13 protein-coding genes and 6 tRNA genes are annotated in these 15523 nt (G+C 65.7%); 4 read left to right on the top strand and 15 right to left on the bottom strand.

Going from position 1 to position 15523, the window contains the following annotated elements:
* Nucleotides 1-56: 56 nt before the first annotated feature.
* Nucleotides 57-1409 (top strand): MATE family efflux transporter, encoded by a 1353-nt coding sequence (locus AC3WVS_RS24085; protein ID WP_492320620.1) that lies wholly within the window; start codon nucleotides 57-59, stop codon nucleotides 1407-1409.
* An 86-nt stretch (nucleotides 1410-1495) separates the two neighbouring features.
* Here AC3WVS_RS24085 and AC3WVS_RS24080 read toward each other — a convergent pair.
* The 7 genes from AC3WVS_RS24080 to gltX form a co-directional block, all read right to left on the bottom strand.
* Nucleotides 1496-1572: transfer RNA gene (locus tag AC3WVS_RS24080), tRNA-Asp, on the bottom strand.
* Nucleotides 1573-1635: 63 nt separating this feature from the next.
* A tRNA-Glu gene (locus tag AC3WVS_RS24075) sits at nucleotides 1636-1711 on the bottom strand.
* Between the two features lie 105 nt (nucleotides 1712-1816).
* Nucleotides 1817-1892: transfer RNA gene (locus AC3WVS_RS24070), tRNA-Ala, on the bottom strand.
* 198 nt (nucleotides 1893-2090) lie between these two features.
* Nucleotides 2091-2167: transfer RNA gene (locus tag AC3WVS_RS24065), tRNA-Asp, on the bottom strand.
* A gap of 63 nt (nucleotides 2168-2230) precedes the next feature.
* Nucleotides 2231-2306, bottom strand: a tRNA-Glu gene (locus AC3WVS_RS24060).
* A 66-nt stretch (nucleotides 2307-2372) separates the two neighbouring features.
* Nucleotides 2373-2448 (bottom strand) — tRNA-Ala (locus tag AC3WVS_RS24055).
* A 273-nt stretch (nucleotides 2449-2721) separates the two neighbouring features.
* Nucleotides 2722-4122, bottom strand: a complete 1401-nt coding sequence (gene gltX, locus AC3WVS_RS24050; protein ID WP_492320619.1) for a glutamate--tRNA ligase — start codon at nucleotides 4120-4122, stop codon at nucleotides 2722-2724.
* A 246-nt stretch (nucleotides 4123-4368) separates the two neighbouring features.
* Between gltX and AC3WVS_RS24045 the strand changes: the two genes are divergently transcribed.
* Nucleotides 4369-5289, top strand: a complete 921-nt coding sequence (locus AC3WVS_RS24045; RefSeq protein ID WP_058697198.1) for a patatin-like phospholipase family protein — start codon at nucleotides 4369-4371, stop codon at nucleotides 5287-5289.
* A 73-nt stretch (nucleotides 5290-5362) separates the two neighbouring features.
* Here the strand turns inward: AC3WVS_RS24045 and AC3WVS_RS24040 are convergent, their stop codons facing one another.
* The 5 genes from AC3WVS_RS24040 to AC3WVS_RS24020 form a co-directional block, all read right to left on the bottom strand.
* Entirely contained in the window at nucleotides 5363-6043 is a 681-nt protein-coding gene (locus tag AC3WVS_RS24040) for a C40 family peptidase (protein ID WP_492320618.1), read from the bottom strand.
* Between the two features lie 388 nt (nucleotides 6044-6431).
* Nucleotides 6432-8093: an ABC transporter ATP-binding protein gene (locus tag AC3WVS_RS24035; protein ID WP_492320617.1), complete on the bottom strand. Its 1662-nt coding sequence runs from the start codon at nucleotides 8091-8093 to the stop codon at nucleotides 6432-6434.
* The gene (locus tag AC3WVS_RS24030; protein ID WP_492320616.1) at nucleotides 8090-9226 is read right to left on the bottom strand and encodes an ABC transporter permease; all 1137 of its coding nucleotides are present in this window, start codon (nucleotides 9224-9226) and stop codon (nucleotides 8090-8092) included. The genes AC3WVS_RS24035 and AC3WVS_RS24030 overlap by 4 nt, the downstream gene beginning before the upstream one ends.
* Nucleotides 9223-10272: a microcin C ABC transporter permease YejB gene (locus tag AC3WVS_RS24025; protein ID WP_010814276.1), complete on the bottom strand. Its 1050-nt coding sequence runs from the start codon at nucleotides 10270-10272 to the stop codon at nucleotides 9223-9225. The genes AC3WVS_RS24030 and AC3WVS_RS24025 overlap by 4 nt, the downstream gene beginning before the upstream one ends.
* A gap of 39 nt (nucleotides 10273-10311) precedes the next feature.
* Nucleotides 10312-12213 carry an extracellular solute-binding protein gene (locus AC3WVS_RS24020; RefSeq protein ID WP_492320615.1) on the bottom strand — a complete coding sequence of 634 codons (1902 nt, stop codon included), beginning with the start codon at nucleotides 12211-12213 and terminating at the stop codon, nucleotides 10312-10314.
* Between the two features lie 211 nt (nucleotides 12214-12424).
* Here AC3WVS_RS24020 and fabI point away from each other — a divergent pair, with 211 nt between their 5' ends.
* Complete coding sequence (fabI, locus tag AC3WVS_RS24015; RefSeq protein ID WP_010814278.1) at nucleotides 12425-13213, top strand: enoyl-ACP reductase FabI; 789 nt, start codon at nucleotides 12425-12427, stop codon at nucleotides 13211-13213.
* A 97-nt stretch (nucleotides 13214-13310) separates the two neighbouring features.
* Here fabI and AC3WVS_RS24010 read toward each other — a convergent pair whose 3' ends face one another.
* The 3 genes from AC3WVS_RS24010 to AC3WVS_RS24000 form a co-directional block, all read right to left on the bottom strand.
* Complete coding sequence (locus AC3WVS_RS24010) at nucleotides 13311-14561, bottom strand: MFS transporter (RefSeq protein ID WP_492320614.1); 1251 nt, start codon at nucleotides 14559-14561, stop codon at nucleotides 13311-13313.
* A 160-nt stretch (nucleotides 14562-14721) separates the two neighbouring features.
* The gene (locus AC3WVS_RS24005) at nucleotides 14722-14892 is read right to left on the bottom strand and encodes a hypothetical protein (protein ID WP_492320613.1); all 171 of its coding nucleotides are present in this window, start codon (nucleotides 14890-14892) and stop codon (nucleotides 14722-14724) included.
* The gene (locus AC3WVS_RS24000) at nucleotides 14889-15023 is read right to left on the bottom strand and encodes a hypothetical protein (RefSeq protein WP_013957262.1); all 135 of its coding nucleotides are present in this window, start codon (nucleotides 15021-15023) and stop codon (nucleotides 14889-14891) included. The genes AC3WVS_RS24005 and AC3WVS_RS24000 overlap by 4 nt, the downstream gene beginning before the upstream one ends.
* A 226-nt stretch (nucleotides 15024-15249) precedes the next feature.
* Here AC3WVS_RS24000 and AC3WVS_RS23995 point away from each other — a divergent pair, with 226 nt between their 5' ends.
* A complete protein-coding gene (locus AC3WVS_RS23995) occupies nucleotides 15250-15501 on the top strand; it encodes a DUF1488 family protein (RefSeq protein WP_010814281.1) in 252 nt (83 codons plus the stop codon).
* Nucleotides 15502-15523 lie beyond the last annotated feature (22 nt).

Below are 15523 nucleotides of genomic sequence, written 5' to 3'. Positions count from 1 at the left end.
CCGCAGGCGGCTGCGGGGCTGACCATCCAGCCCTGACCAAGCCTGCCGAGCCCTGAATGACCCTGTTCCAAGACCTTCGCCGTATCGCCAGCCTGGCCGGCCCAGTGCTGGCCGGCCAGCTTGCCGTTATTGCCTTTGGCGTCATCGATACCGCAATGGCCGGGCGCGCCTCGGCGACCGACCTGGCCGCCGTGGGCCTGGGCGGCTCGATCTATGTCACCATCTATATCAGCCTGATGGGCGTATTGCAGGCGCTGTCGCCCATCGCCGGCCAGCTCTATGGCGCCGGCCGCATCGAGGCGATCGGCGCCGAGGTCCGGCAGGCCGCATGGCTGGGCGCCGCGCTGGCGATTCCGGGCGTGCTGCTGCTGGCCTTCCCGGCCCCGCTGCTTGCTTTCGCCAAGGCGCCGCCCGAACTGGTCGAGAAGGCCACTGCCTACCTGCACTTCGGAGCCTTCGGGCTGCCGGCGGCGCTGGGTTTCCGCATCTACTCGGCGCTGAACAATGCGCTGTCGCGCCCGATCATGGTGACGGTGCTGCAGATCGGCGGGCTGGCGCTGAAGGTGCCGCTCAATGCCTGGTTCATCCACGGCGGCCTGGGCGTGCCGGCCATGGGCGGCCCCGGCTGCGGCCTGGCCTCAACGCTGATCAGCTGGGCCTGGTGCATCGCCGGGCTGCTGATCCTGCGCTATGGCAGCGCCTATCACCCGCTGCGGATCTTCAGTATGTGGAGCTGGCCGGCTGCCGCCCCGCTGCGCGCGCTGCTGCGGCTGGGCCTGCCGATGGGCCTGACCTACCTGATCGAGATCACCTCGTTCACGCTGATGTCGATCTTCATCACGCGCCTGGGCACGGTGACGCTGGCCGGGCACCAGATCATCGCCAACCTGGGCGCGGTGGCCTACATGCTGCCGCTGTCGCTGGGGATTGCCACCTCGACGCTGGTGGCACAGCATCTCGGCGCGCGCGACCTGGCCGGCGCCAGCCGCCTTGCCTGGCGCGGCATCCGCATGGCGGTGACGCTGGCGGTGCTGACCGGGGTCCTGCTGTGGCTGCTGCGCAAGCCGGTGCTGCATGCCTACGCGAGCGATCCCGCGGTGGTCGCGGCAGCGCTGCCGCTGGTGCTGTTCGTGGCGTTCTACCAGGCCTTCGACGCGGTGCAGGTGATGACGGCGTTTATCCTGCGCGCGTACAAGATCGCGCTGATTCCGACGCTGATCTACGCCGGCTCGCTGTGGGGCATCGGACTGGGCGGGGGTTATGTGCTGGGCTTCGGGCTGATCGAGGGCATGCCGGCCTTCACGCGCGGCGCCAGCGGCTTCTGGCTGGCCAACAGCATCAGCCTGGCGATTGCAGGCGTGCTGCTGGTGCGGTATTTCAGCCGGGTCAGCAAGGATCCGGAAAACTGACTCTGGCACTGGCCGCCCGCAAGGGCGGCGGCCGCGATTTCAGCAGCCGGAAAAGAAAAACGCCCGCTTGCGCGGGCGTTCTAATTTGGCGGAGTGGACGGGACTCGAACCCGCGACCCCCGGCGTGACAGGCCGGTATTCTAACCGACTGAACTACCACTCCTTAGTCGGCGTCTTCCGAAGCTTCGCTTCAGTCGACTGGGCGTCTGATTACGCCCTGTTGTTATGGCGTCCCCTAGGGGATTCGAACCCCTGTACTCACCGTGAAAGGGTGATGTCCTAGGCCTCTAGACGAAGGGGACAGAAACTTGTTTTACAACGCGTTTTCTGTCTTGCGCTGGAAAGACCGCCATCATAGCAGGCTTTTTCGCGCCTGGGAAGCTTCTTTTCAGACGCTTCCCAAATTCTGGTGGAGCTAAGCGGGATCGAACCGCTGACCTCTTGCATGCCATGCAAGCGCTCTCCCAGCTGAGCTATAGCCCCGTATCCGGTACGGCTGGACGGTTACTGCTGGAACCACCTTCGCTGCCTGCCGCTTACCGCAGCATTTGCAGCGAAGACAGGATTATATAGCGAATTTCGCAACGAATGCAACATTTTTTATTGCGTTTGCAGCGATTAACGACATAATCCCTCACCCAAAGAAAAACCCGCATGGTGCAAACCATGCGGGTTCAGTTTTGGCGGAGTGGACGGGACTCGAACCCGCGACCCCCGGCGTGACAGGCCGGTATTCTAACCGACTGAACTACCACTCCTTAGTCGGCGTCTTCCGAAGCTTCGCTTCAGTCGACTGGGCGTCTGATTACGCCCTGTTGTTATGGCGTCCCCTAGGGGATTCGAACCCCTGTACTCACCGTGAAAGGGTGATGTCCTAGGCCTCTAGACGAAGGGGACAGAAACTTGTCTTTCAACACGTTCCGTCTGGCGCCACCCCAAACAACCTGGATGACACCTAAATCTTGGTGGAGCTAAGCGGGATCGAACCGCTGACCTCTTGCATGCCATGCAAGCGCTCTCCCAGCTGAGCTATAGCCCCATGGTACTGCCATTTACTGCAACTTGCTGCGCTTTCGCCTGAATTAACTACCGTTTCAGGCGAAGCCAAGATTATATATCAACCATTAATCTTTGCAAGCTCCCGTTTCAGCTTTTTTCGCTTTCCCGTCACTTCAAAAATCAGTTCGGAGATTGCGAAGATCCTTGCGGATCCACCAGCCAGCTTGGTCAGGGACCGCGCTGCAGGGAGAAAGAGATTATGCGCAAGTCCGGCCCGGAGCGCAAGCCCCCGGCGCGGACTTTTTACGACTTTTTATGCAGCTGCCGCCAGGCGGCGCAGCACCGTGTCGCGGCCGAACAGTTCCAGCACCGCATCGATGCCCGGCGTCTGCAGCTGGCCGGCCACCAGCAGGCGCACCGGCATGGCCAGCTTGGGCATCTTCAGGCCGAACTCGGCGAGCACGGCCTTGAAGGTGGCGCTGATGGCTTCGCGCTTCCATTCCGGCAGCGCGGCCAGCTGGGCGGCCAGCACCGCCAGCGCGGGCTGGATTTCCGGGGTCAGGTGCTCGGCCTTGAGCGCGGCTTCCGCCTGCGGCTCGCCGCGATAGAACAGCAGCGCCGCCTGCGCGACCTCCTTCAGCGTATTGGCGCGGTCCTTCACCAGCGCCACCACGCCGGCCAGGTCCGCCCCTTCCACCTTGCCGCCGAGCGCCTCGATAAACGGCTGCGTCAGCGTGGCCAGGCGCTGGTTGTCGCCGACCTTGATGTAGTGGTTGTTCAGCCAGGCCAGCTTCTCGGGGTTGTACTGGGCGGGCGACTTACCCAGGTGCTCCAGGTCGAACCATTCAACGAACTGCTCGCGCGAGAAGATCTCGGCGTCGCCGTGGGCCCAGCCCAGGCGCGCCAGGTAGTTCAGCACGGCTTCGGGCAGATAGCCCTCGTCGCGGTAGCCGGTCACGGCCATCGCGCCATGGCGCTTGCTCATCTTCTCGCCCTGCTCGTTAAGCACGGTCGGCAGGTGGGCGTAGACCGGCGGCGTGCCGCCCAGCGCGCGGATGATGTTGATCTGGCGCGGGGTGTTGTTGACGTGGTCGTCGCCGCGGATCACGTGGGTGATCTTCATGTCGAGGTCGTCCACCACCACGCAGAAGTTGTAGGTGGGGGTGCCGTCCGGGCGCGCGATCACCAGGTCGTCGAGCTCGTCGTTGGAGATCTCGATGCGGCCCTTGACCGCGTCATCCCACACCACGCTGCCGCCGATCGGATTCTTGAAGCGGATCACCGGATCGACCCCTGCCGGCGGCTCGGGCAGAACCTTGCCCGGCTCGGGACGCCAGAAGCCGTTGTAGCGCGGCTTCTCGCCGCGCTCGCGCTGGGCTTCGCGCAGGGCATCCAGCTCTTCGGTGCTCATGTAGCAGCGGTAGGCCAGGCCGGACTCGACCATCTGCGCGACCACTTCGCGATAGCGGTCCATGCGCTGCATCTGGTAGAACGGGCCTTCGTCGATATCCATCTCCAGCCAGGCCATGCTCTCGAGGATCACGTCGACCGCTTCCTGCGACGAACGCTCGACGTCGGTGTCTTCGATGCGCAGGATGAAGTCGCCCTTCATGCGGCGGGCGAAGGCCCAGGGATAGAGCGCGGAGCGGATATTGCCGAGGTGGATAAAACCGGTCGGGCTCGGCGCAAAGCGGGTGCGGACGCGTTGGGTCATGGTCAGGGGCAGAAACAAGAAAGCCCGCGCGCAGCGGCGCGCAGGCTGGTGTATGTGCAGGCCTTGCATTATACCAACGCGCATCCCTCGCCCCGCCCGGCGTGCCGGCGCCGCGCGGAATCATTTATGCTTGCGCCGGTCTGAGGTGATGCCGCTGATTCAGGCTATGCGATGCCAGCCTCCCTGGAGGAGCGCCCGCATCACATCCCGTATCCGCCGGTCCCACCTGATTACTGATCCCGCTTCATGCAACGACGTCATTTCCTCGGCATCTCCGCGGCCGCCCTGCTGGCGGGCTGCTCGTTCGGCCCGCGTCCCGCGCCGCCGCTCGCCACTACCCCGCCCGCGCCGCGGCCCGTCAAGATCGGCCTGGCGCTGGGCGGCGGCGCGGCGCGCGGCTTTGCCCATATCGGCGTGATCAAGGCGCTCGAAGCGCAAGGCATCCATGCCGACCTAGTCACCGGCACCAGCGCCGGCGCAGTCGTGGCGGCGCTTTACGCCAGCGGACTGAATGGCTTCCAGCTGAACAAGCTGGCGCTGACCATGGACGAGGCTGCCATCGCCGACTGGGCCCTGCCCTTCGGCACCCGCTTCGGCGGCTGGCTCAAGGGCGAGGCGCTGCAGAACTACATCAACCGGCTGGTGCAGAACCGGACCATCGAGGCCATGAAGCTGCCGCTGGGCATTGTCGCCACCGATCTCAAGAGCGGCGAGAAAATTCTGTTCCGCCGCGGCAACACAGGCCAGGCCGTGCGCGCGTCGAGCAGCGTGCCCGGGGTGTTCCAGCCGGTGTCGATCCAGGGTCACGACTATGTCGACGGCGGCCTGGTCGAGCCGGTGCCGGTGGATTCCGCGCGCGGCATGGGCGCGGACTTTGTCATCGCGGTCAACATCTCGGCCGACCCGTCGGCGCAGAAGAACGCGGGCCAGAGCGGCGTGCTGCTGCAGACCACCGCGATCATGGGCCAGTCGATCAACAAGATGGCACTGGCGCGCGCCGACGTGGTGATCCGCCCCGAGCTGCCCGATATGGGCGGCAGCGACTTCAACGCCCGCAACCGGGCCATATTGGCCGGCGAACAGGCCACCACGGCGGTGATGGCAACGCTGCGGCAGCGGCTGGAACAGGCCCGCCTGGCACCGGCCGGAACGGTCGCAGTGCAATAGCCGGGAGAGCACGCCTCGCCAAAGCAAAAAGGACTACCGCAGCAGTCCTTTTTGCTTGAAGCGTGCCGGAACCTCAGCCGCCGTACATCGATGCGCGGACGACCTTGGGGTCGTAGCGCTTGAGCGTCTCGACCATGTCGCCGAGGCCATCGGCGCCGCCCTCCTTGCCATCCTCGATGCGGCGGGCGCCGTTGTAGCGGGTCACCCAGTAAGACGCACGCATGTCGTCGACACGGATCTTGCTGCCCGTGGACGGGGCATGCACGAACTTGTTGTCGCCGATATAGATACCGACGTGCGAGAAGGTCTGGCGCATGGTGTTGAAGAACACCAGGTCGCCCGGACGCAGGTCGGTGGCCGCCACGGTGGTGCCGACACGGCTGATTTCGACAGAGCGGCGCGGCAGCATGAAGCCGAAGGTGTCCTGGAACACGTAGCGGACGAAGCCGCTGCAGTCCAGGCCGGATTCGGGGCTGTTGCCGCCGAAGCGGTAACGCACGCCAATCAGGCCCAGCGCATTCATGACCAGGTCGCCAGCCTTGCTGGCAACGTTGCTGGTGGAATTCACCACCGACGACAGCAAGCCCCGCTTGCCTTCCGCATGCGAATCCGCGGCGTGGGCCGTGGCATCGATACGGGCGTCGGCATCCTTGAATACCGTATCCGCCAGCACTCCATTCGACACAGTCGCACCGCAGGCAATGGCAATTCCGACGGCGGCACGCGCCAGGGAATGAAGTACCGATCGCTGCATTGGTTCTCCCGTTGATCGTTCCACAGCAAGCCCCGGCACAAGTCCGGGGCAGCTGGGTATTTGTGAAATTCGCGTGAACTTCGCGAGAAATTCATGTGAACCTGCGGGGTGAACCCTATGCAACATCCGCACCAGGCTTACCGGGCCTGTTTTGCACCGCAATCGTGCCATGCACGATCCAATGCGTCGGACGGACCACCCCAAAACTAGTTCTCGCGGGATGGTAAAGGGTTGTCATTCACATGTCAAAGTTCGTTACAAATTCGCCGGATTTGACTGGCGAATCAAGGATATAGGCGGGAATTCGCACCTTGTTTATCGGATTGATCCGAACCACCGGATGCTAGCCAGGCGGGGCCGCGGCGTTGCTGCGCCGCACACCTGCGGGTCAGCCAGCGCCGACCTGCGCCGCCGCCATCAGCTTGCGCGTATAGGGGTGCTGGGGTGCGCCCAGCACCGCTTCGGTGTCGCCGGCCTCGACCACCTCCCCTGCCTTCATCACGAAAACCCGATGCGCCATGGCGCGGATCACCGCCAGGTCATGGCTGATGAACAGGTAGGTGAGGTTGTACTTGTGTTGCAGCTGGGACAGCAGCGCCAGCACCTGCTGCTGGATCGACACGTCCAGCGCCGAGGTGGGCTCGTCCAGCACCAGGATCTGCGGCTTGAGGATCAGCACCCGGGCAATCGCGATGCGCTGCCGCTGCCCGCCCGAGAATTCGTGCGGATAGCGGCCCAGCGCGGTGCGGTCCAGGCCGACCTCGCGCAGGGCTTCGATCACGCGCTGGCGCGTGCCCTCGTGCGACAGGCCGGGCTGGTGCAGCGCCAGGCCTTCTCCGACGATCTGCTCGATGGTCATGCGCGGCGCCAGCGAGCCGAACGGGTCCTGGAACACCACCTGCATGCGCGCGCGCAACTGGCGGCGATCGTCGCGCGTCGCGGTGTCGAAGCTGCGGCCGAGGAAATGGATGGTGCCGCCGCTCTTGCGCTGCAGCGCCAGCACGGTATGCGCCAGCGTGGTCTTGCCCGAACCGGACTCGCCGACGATGCCGACGGTCTCGCCCTCGCGCAGCTGGAAGTCCACGTCCTTGACCGCCGCAAACTGGTCCTTGCCGAACCAGCCGGCCAGCCCGCGGCGCTTGCGCGCGTAGTTGACGCTCAGCTTGCGCGCTTCCAGCAGCACCGGCGCCAGCGGCACCAGCGGCAGCACCTCGCGCCTGGGGCGGCTGTCGATCAGCTTGCGGGTGTAGGGGTGCTGGGGGGCGGCAAACAGCTGCGCGGTCTCGCCGGTCTCGACCAGCACGCCCTTCTCCATCACGCCCACGCGCTGGGCAAAGGAACGCACCAGGTTGAGGTCATGGGTGATCAGCATCACCGCCATGCCGAACTCGGCCTGCAGGTCGCGCAGCAGGTCCATGATCTGGGCGCGGATGGTTACGTCCAGCGCCGTGGTCGGCTCGTCGGCGAGCAGCAGCTTGGGGCGGCAGGCCAGCGCCATGGCAATCATGGCGCGCTGGCGCTGGCCGCCCGAGAGCTGGTGCGGGAAGCTGTCGAAGCGGTGCGCGGCGTCGCTGATGCCGGTGCGCTCCAGCAGCGCGATGGCGCGCTCGCGCGCGGCGCGGCGGTCCAGGCCCTCGTGCAGCGCCAGCGTCTCGACGATCTGGTTGCCGATGGTGTACAGCGGATTGAGCGCCGTCATCGGCTCCTGGAAAATCATCGCGATCTCGGCGCCGCGGATGCCGCGCATCTCGCGGTCCGACACCTCCAGCAGGTTCTTGCCCTCGAAGCGGATCGCGCCGTCGTAGTAGGCGTCTTCCACCAGCCGCAGCATCGCCAGCGCGGTCACGGTCTTGCCCGAGCCCGACTCGCCCACCAGCGCGTAGCGCTCGCCCGCGCGCAGGTCGAAGCTGACTTCACGCACGGCACGGGTGGCATGCTCGCCGTGGCCGAAGGTGACGGAAAGCTTGTCGACGCACATCAGCGTGGAACCGGGCGCCGGCGCCGCGGCCGGCGCCTCGGCCGGCTGGATCACGGGAGACACCGCGGTCATGGCGTGGCCTCCGGTGCCGCCCCGGTCGGCGCGCCGGCCGGGATCTTGGGTTCGACCCGGCCGCGCAGCGCCGCCAGGCCCAGGCGGGTATCGAAGGCATCGCGCAGCGCGTCGCCCATGAAGGTCAGCAGCAGCAGCGTGACCACCAGCACCGCGAAGGTCGACAGCGAAATCCACCACGCATCCAGGTTGGCCTTGCCCTGCGCCAGCAGCTCGCCCAGGCTGGGCGTGGTCGGCGGCACGCCCATGCCGAGGAAGTCCAGGCTGGTCAGCGCCAGGATCGCGGCGCTCATGCGGAACGGCAGGAAGGTGATCACCGGGGTCAGGCTGTTGGGCAGGATATGGCGCCACATGATCTGCACATTGGACAGGCCCAGCGCGCGCGCGGCCTTGACGTAGTCGAGCGAGCGGTTGCGGTAGAACTCGGCGCGCACGTAGTCGGACAGGCCCATCCAGCCGAACAGCGACAGCAGGATGATCAGCAGCGCCAGGCTGGGTTCGAAGATCGAGGCAAAGATGATCAGCAGGTACAGCTCCGGCATCGAGCTCCAGATCTCGATGGCACGCTGCGAGAACAGGTCGAAGCGCCCGCCGAAGAAGCCCATCAGCGCCCCGCTCAGCGTGCCCACCAGCACCCCGATCACGGTCAGCGCCAGGCTGAACAGCACCGACACGCGGAAGCCGTACAGCAGACGGGCCAGGATGTCGCGGCCGCGGTCGTCGGTGCCCAGCCAGTTCTCTGCCGACGGCGGCGCCGGGTTGGGCTCCTTGGCAAAGTAGTTGAGCGAGTCGTACGAATAATGGTTCAGCGGGAACACCGCGAAGTTGCCGTTGGTGGTGATGCGGTCGCGGATATACGGATCGAGGTAGTCCGCGGGCGTGGCGAAATCGCCGTCGAAGGTGGTTTCCGGGTAGACCTTGACGATGGGGAAATACCATTCGCCCTTGTAGTGCACCACCAGCGGCCGGTTGCTGGACAGCAGCTCGGCGCCCAGGCTCAGCACGAAGATGACCACGAAGATCACCAGGCTCCAGTAGCCGCGCCGGTTGCGGCGAAAGCGCTGCCAGGCGCGCTGGCGCGGCGAAGGCGAATGCGGCAGCCCGTTGGGGGCCGCGTGCGTGAACAGTTTCATCGGTGCAAGCCCTCGAAATGGATGCGCGGATCCACCAGCACGTAGCAGACATCGGAGATCAGGCGCGTGACCAGCCCGATCAGCGTGAACAGGTAGAGCGTGCCCAGCACCACCGGATAGTCGCGCCGCAGCACCGCCTCATAGGACAGCAGGCCCAGCCCGTCGAGCGAGAACAGTGTCTCGATCAGCAGCGAGCCGGTGAAGAAGGCGCCGATGAACGCGGCCGGGAATCCCGTCACCAGCGGGATCAGCGCGTTGCGGAACACGTGCTTCCACAGCACGCGGCGCTCGCCCAGGCCCTTGGCGCGCGCGGTCAGCACGTATTGCTTGCGGATTTCCTCGAGGAAGGCATTCTTGGTCAGCATGGTGACCACCGCGAAGCTGCCCACCACCGATGCCGTGATCGGCAGCACCAGGTGCCACAGGTAGTCCATCACCTTGCCCATCAGCGAGAGCTGCTCCCAGTTGTCGGAGGTCAGCCCGCGCAGCGGGAACCACTGCACGAAGGTGCCGCCGCCGAACAGCACCAGCAGCAGCACGCCCAGCACGAAGCCGGGGATGGCATAGCCCACCAGCACGATGATGCTGGTCACCACGTCAAAGCGGCTGCCCGCGCGGATGGCCTTGGAAATGCCCAGCGGCACCGATATCAGGTAGGTCAGGAAGAAGGTCCACAAACCCAGGCTGACCGACACCGGCAGCTTGGACTTGACCAGCTCCCACACGCTGCGGTGCTGGAAATAGCTCTGGCCCAGGTCGAACTGGGCAAAGCGCTTGAGCATCAGGAAGTAGCGCTCCAGCGGCGGCTTGTCAAAGCCGTACAGGGCCTGGATCTCCTTGATCTTCTCGGGGTCGACGCCGCGCCGCCCGCGGTATTCGGCGCCGCCGCCGCTGGCTTCGCCGGCACCGCCCCGCCCTTTCAGTTCCATCATCATCTGCTCGACCGGGCCACCCGGCACGAACTGGATCACCACGAAGGTCAGCGTGATGACCCCGATCAGCGTCGGGATCATCAGCAGAATGCGCTTGAGCAGGTAGGCAAGCATCGGCCGGTCCTCTTCCTTGTCTTGGTCGCGGCGGGCGCGTCAGCGCGCCTGCGGCTGCAGGTCCGTGCGCCACCATTGGCTCAGGATCCAGCCTTCGGCCGTGTAGTAATAGGGAAGGCGCTCCGGGTAGGCCAGCGTCTTGCGGTATGACACGCGGTGCGATGCGCTGTACCAGTTCGGCACGATGTAGTAGCCATGCATCAGCACCCGGTCCAGCGCCCGCCCGGCGGTGACCAGCTCCTGCCGGGTATGGGCGTGCAAGACGTTGTCCACCAGCTTGTCGACCACGGGCGACTTCAGCCCGAACAGGTTGTCCGAGCCCGGCGTGCCGGCCGCCTCGCTGGAAAAGCGGTCGCGCAGCTCGTTGCCGGGGCTTTGCGAGTCGGGAAAGCGGATCGACACCATGTCGAAGTCGAAATCCTCCAGCCGCTTCTGGTACAGCGCAAAGTCCGTGGTGCGCTGGTTCACCTGGATGCCAAGCTTCTCCAGGTTGCGCACATAGGTGGTGATGACGCGGCTCATGGCGCCGCCGTCGTCGAGGAACTCGAACACCAGCGTCTCGCCCTTGGCGTTGCGCAGCGCGCCATCCGTATAGGTCCAGCCGGCCTGGGCCAGCAGGCGCCGTGCCTGGCGCAGGTTGTCGCGCAGCGAACGCGGCGCCGCAGTGCTGGGCTGGACCACGTCCGGGCCGAACACCTCCGGCGGCAATTCCGCGCGCAGCGGCTCAAGCAGCGCCAGCTCGCCCGGGCCGGGCCGGCCATCGAAGGTGGCGCTGGCGGCCAGCTCGCTGTTGGAGAACCAGCTGTCCAGCCGCCTGTAGGCGCCGTAGAACAACTGCCGGTTCAGCCATTCGAAGTCCAGCGCAAGGATCAGGGCCTGGCGCACGCGCACGTCCTGGAACACCGGCTTGCGCATATTCATCACGAAGCCCTGCATGCCGGCACCGTTGCGGTGCGGGAACTCGGTCTTCAGCAGCTCGCCGTTGCGAAAGCGGGTGCCCTGGTAGCTCTTGGCCCAGTTCTTGGCCTTGTATTCGACGATGGCGTCGAACTCCCCTGCCTTGAAGGCCTCGAGCTTGGCGGTCTCGTCCTTGTACAGGCGGTAGGCCACGCGCGCGAAATTGAAGGTGCCGCGGCGCACCGCGAGATCCTTGCCCCAGTACTTCGGGTCGCGCTGGAAGATGATGCCGCGGCCGGCGTCATAGCGCTCGATCAGGTAGGGGCCGCTGGTGACCGGCGGCTCGAAGGTCAGCTTCTCGAACGGGACCTTGGCCGTCCATTTCTTCGAGAACACCGGCAGCGAGCCTACGATCAGCGGCAGCTCGCGGTTGCGCTGCTTGAATTCGAAGCGCACCGTGCGCTCGCCGGCGACGATCACCGCCTTCACATCGGTACACATGCTGCGATAGCCCGGACTCGAGGCCTTGCTCATCAGCATGTCATAAGAATATTTGACATCCGACGCCAGCACCGGGTCGCCATTGGAGAAGCGCGCCTGGGGCCGGATGGTGAACGTGACCGACAGCTCGTCCGGCGCCACCGTGACGTCCTCGGCGAGCAAGCCATAGGCGCTCGCGCTCTCGTCGGCGCTGCTGATCAGCAGCGACTCGAACATCAGCGCGTTCAGGCCGGGCGCCGACGTGCCCTTCAGCGTGAACGGATTGAACTTGTCGAAACTGGTGCGCCGGTCCGGATTGGCGAGTGTCAGCGTGCCGCCGGCGGGTGCATTGGGATTGGCATAGTCGAAATGCCGGAAATCCGCCTGGTACTTCAGGTCCCCGTGCAGCGCGAAGCCATGCGCCGCCAGCGCCGGATTGGAAAAGAGAGAGACCCCCGCCGCCAGCGCCATGGCCAGCCCGCTTGCAACCCAACCGCGCAGTACCGCATCCCGCCGGAAGCACTGCCATGCCGCCTGAAGCGGCCAACGTGCTTGAATAGGCATCCCGTTGGATTCCTCCACTATGACCTGTGGGGCCCGGCATTCTGTGGCCGGGCCAAGTATGAGACAATTTTACATGCGTCCGGGGTGGCGCCAGCCATCCGGACATTCCCTCTGCGCGGCGCAATAAAAACGACCGCAAGACAGCAAAGGCACGCACACGGCCGCACGGCGGACGCACGAAGCGTGCCTGATACACCACCTTGGAGAACTTATGGGATTTCTGGCAGGTAAGCGGATCCTGATCACCGGCTTGCTCTCTAACCGGTCGATCGCCTATGGCATCGCATCGGCGTGCAAACGCGAAGGCGCCGAACTAGCCTTCACCTATGTCGGCGAACGGTTCAAGGACCGGATCAGCGACTTTGCCAAGGAATTCGGCAGCGACCTGGTGTTCGAATGCGACGTCGGCAGCGACGAGCAGATCGCCGCGACCTTCGCCGCGCTGGGCCAGCGCTGGGATAAGTTCGACGGCCTGGTGCACTCGATCGGCTTCGCGCCGCGCGAGGCGATCGCCGGCGACTTCCTGGAAGGCCTGTCGCGCGAAGGTTTCCGCATCGCCCATGACATCTCCGCCTACAGCTTCCCGGCGCTGGCCAAGGCCGCGCTGCCGCTGCTGTCGGACAAGGCCTCGCTGCTGACGCTGACCTACCTGGGCGCCGAGCGCGTGGTCCCCAACTACAACACCATGGGCCTGGCCAAGGCCTCGCTGGAAGCCAGCGTGCGCTACCTGGCCTCGTCGGTCGGTCCGCGCGGCATCCGCGCCAACGGCATCTCCGCCGGCCCGATCAAGACCCTGGCCGCCTCGGGCATCAAAGGCTTCGGCAAGCTGCTCGGCCACTTCGAGCAGGCCGCGCCACTGCGCCGCAACGTCACCATCGAAGAAGTCGGCAACGTGGCCGCCTTCCTGCTGTCCGACCTGGCCAGCGGCGTGACCGGCGAGATCACCTATGTCGACGGCGGCTTCAACGTGGTCGGCGCCAGCGTCGCGGACGCAGAGTAAGCCCGTCCCGCCAGCGGATGCATGAAAAAGGGGTGCCCGATGAGGCACCCCTTTTTTGTTCCTTGCAGACCTGGTGCGCACACCAGGTCCGCCTGCATCACGCTTGCGCCGCGGCTGGCGCGCCCTGCCGACCCATGCTCAGCATCGACCACGCATAGACCACCAGGCCGCCCAGCGCCAGCAGCAGGCCGACCCAGCCGGTGGACTCCCAGCCGTAGCCGGCGGCAATGGTCACCCCGCCCAGCCACGCGCCGAGCGCGTTGGCCATGTTGAAGGCCGAGTGGTTGAGGGCCGCGGCCAGCGTCTGCGCGTCGCCGGAGACATCCATCAGCCGGATCTGCAAGGCCGGGCCCAGTGCCACCGTGGTGCCCACCAGCAGCACATTGATGGCAGCCAGCCAGGGATGCGACGCGGTCAAGGCGAAGGCGCCCAGCACCAGCGCCGCCCACACCAGCACGCCGCCGATGGTCGGCATCAATGCCTTGTCGGCCAGCTTCGCGCCGGCAAGGTTGCCCGCCACCGTGCCGATGCCGAACAAGGCCAGCACCACCGGGATGCCCGCCGCCGGCATATGCGCCAGCTCCAGCATGGTCGGCTTGATATAGCTGAACACCGAGAACATGCCGCCGAAGCCGATCGCGCCGATACCGAGCGTCAGCCAGACCTGCTTGCGCTTGAGCGCCGACAGTTCGCGCAGCGGGCTGGCGCACCGGTCGGCCGGCACGAACGGGACCCACCGCCACACCAGCAGCGCCGTCAGTGCGCCGAGGGCACCGACAATCAGGAAGGCCGAGCGCCAGCCCAGCCAGGTGCCGACCGTGGCGGCGATCGGCACGCCCACCAGCGTGGCAGTGGTCAGGCCCAGCATCACCAGCCCCACCGCCTGCGCGCGCCGTTCGCGCGGGACCAGGCTGGCGGCCACCAGCGCCGCCACGCCAAAGTACGTGCCATGCGGAAAACCCGTGAGCAGGCGCGCCACCATCATCGACAGATAGGAAGGCGCCAGCGCGCTGGCGATATTGCCGGCGGCAAACACCGCCATCAGCGCGATCAGCAGGTTGCGCCGCGGCCAGCGCGCGCCCAGCACCGCCAGCAGCGGCGCGCCGATGACCACGCCCAGCGCATAGGCGCTGATCAGGTGGCCGGCTTGCGGGATGGAGATGGCGAGGTCGCTGGCGGCATCGGGCAGCAGGCCCATGATGACGAATTCGCCGGTGCCGATGCCGAAGCTGCCGACCCCGAGCGCCAGCAGCGGCAGGCGGCCGGATGGATTGCGATCGCGGGAAGAAACGGAAGCGTCTGCGCCGCGGACGGGATCCGCGGCGGAATGTGCATGTGGGGCGGCCATGTACAGGATTGCAGGATGTTCAACAAAATGCCGCCCGCTGACGGGCGAGGTCAGTGCCCTCGCCTCTGATCGATCCAGCGTGCTCCTGTGCGGCGCGCAGGCTGTATTGTGCGGCAAAACCGCAAATCTTGCCCGCGCCGGCCTGACTGGCCGGCGTTGCTTACTTGGTCACGTGGACCAGCCGGTGCCACCAGTACCGAAGCGAGTGCTTCGCTATGCCGAACACCGGCTTGTGGTGGATGCCCACCCGGATGATGTAGCCGTAGACCCCGACCAACACGGCCAGGAACACAAGGGACCAGACGATCCCTGCACTGTCGGTCTCAGTCATTTCTTCTTCTTGGCGACCTCATCGTGCCCGCGAAACTGGACCGTGCTGAAGGGTGAGGCCGGCACGGATGGCTTCTTCGGTTGCTTGGGTTTCTTGGCTTCGCGGCTGCTGCGTAGTTGACTCTTGGCCATGATGGGCTCCTGAATGGCTTGCCTGGAGATAATGGCAATCCCAGCATACGCGCTAAATCGCCGGCGAAAGAAATATCTTTCGCGAAGACCGCGGCCATGCGCTCCAGCAGGCCGCGGGGACACATGCCCAGCTCGCGGGAAACAGGCGCATACTAGGGGCGGCAGCACCGGCTGGCGCCAGCAAGCCCAACACGCACGGCGTACCGTGACCGGACAGGAGTCTGCAATGGCACTGAATTTTCCCAATCCCAGCCGCAGCTACGATGCGGCGCGGCACTGCGTTTGCTTCTGGGGCTACGACAACGCGCGCGAAGTGGCCTTTCAGGTCACTGACGAAATCCTTCTGCGCCTGAGCCACCAGGGTGCCGCGGAAGAATCCGCCCTTCTCGCCACCTTCGACCATCATCGGGACCAGATCCTGCAACTGGCCAGGGACCTCTACAACCCCGGGGAACGTACCACCTACACGATTTCCTGACCGGAAAAACGCAGCGCGGCGG

It is taken from the genome of Cupriavidus sp. CPT47-8839-RL05A, assembly GCF_058792255.1.
The sequence above is the reverse complement of the archived record's forward strand: the minus strand, read 5'-3'. Positions and strand labels throughout refer to the sequence as shown.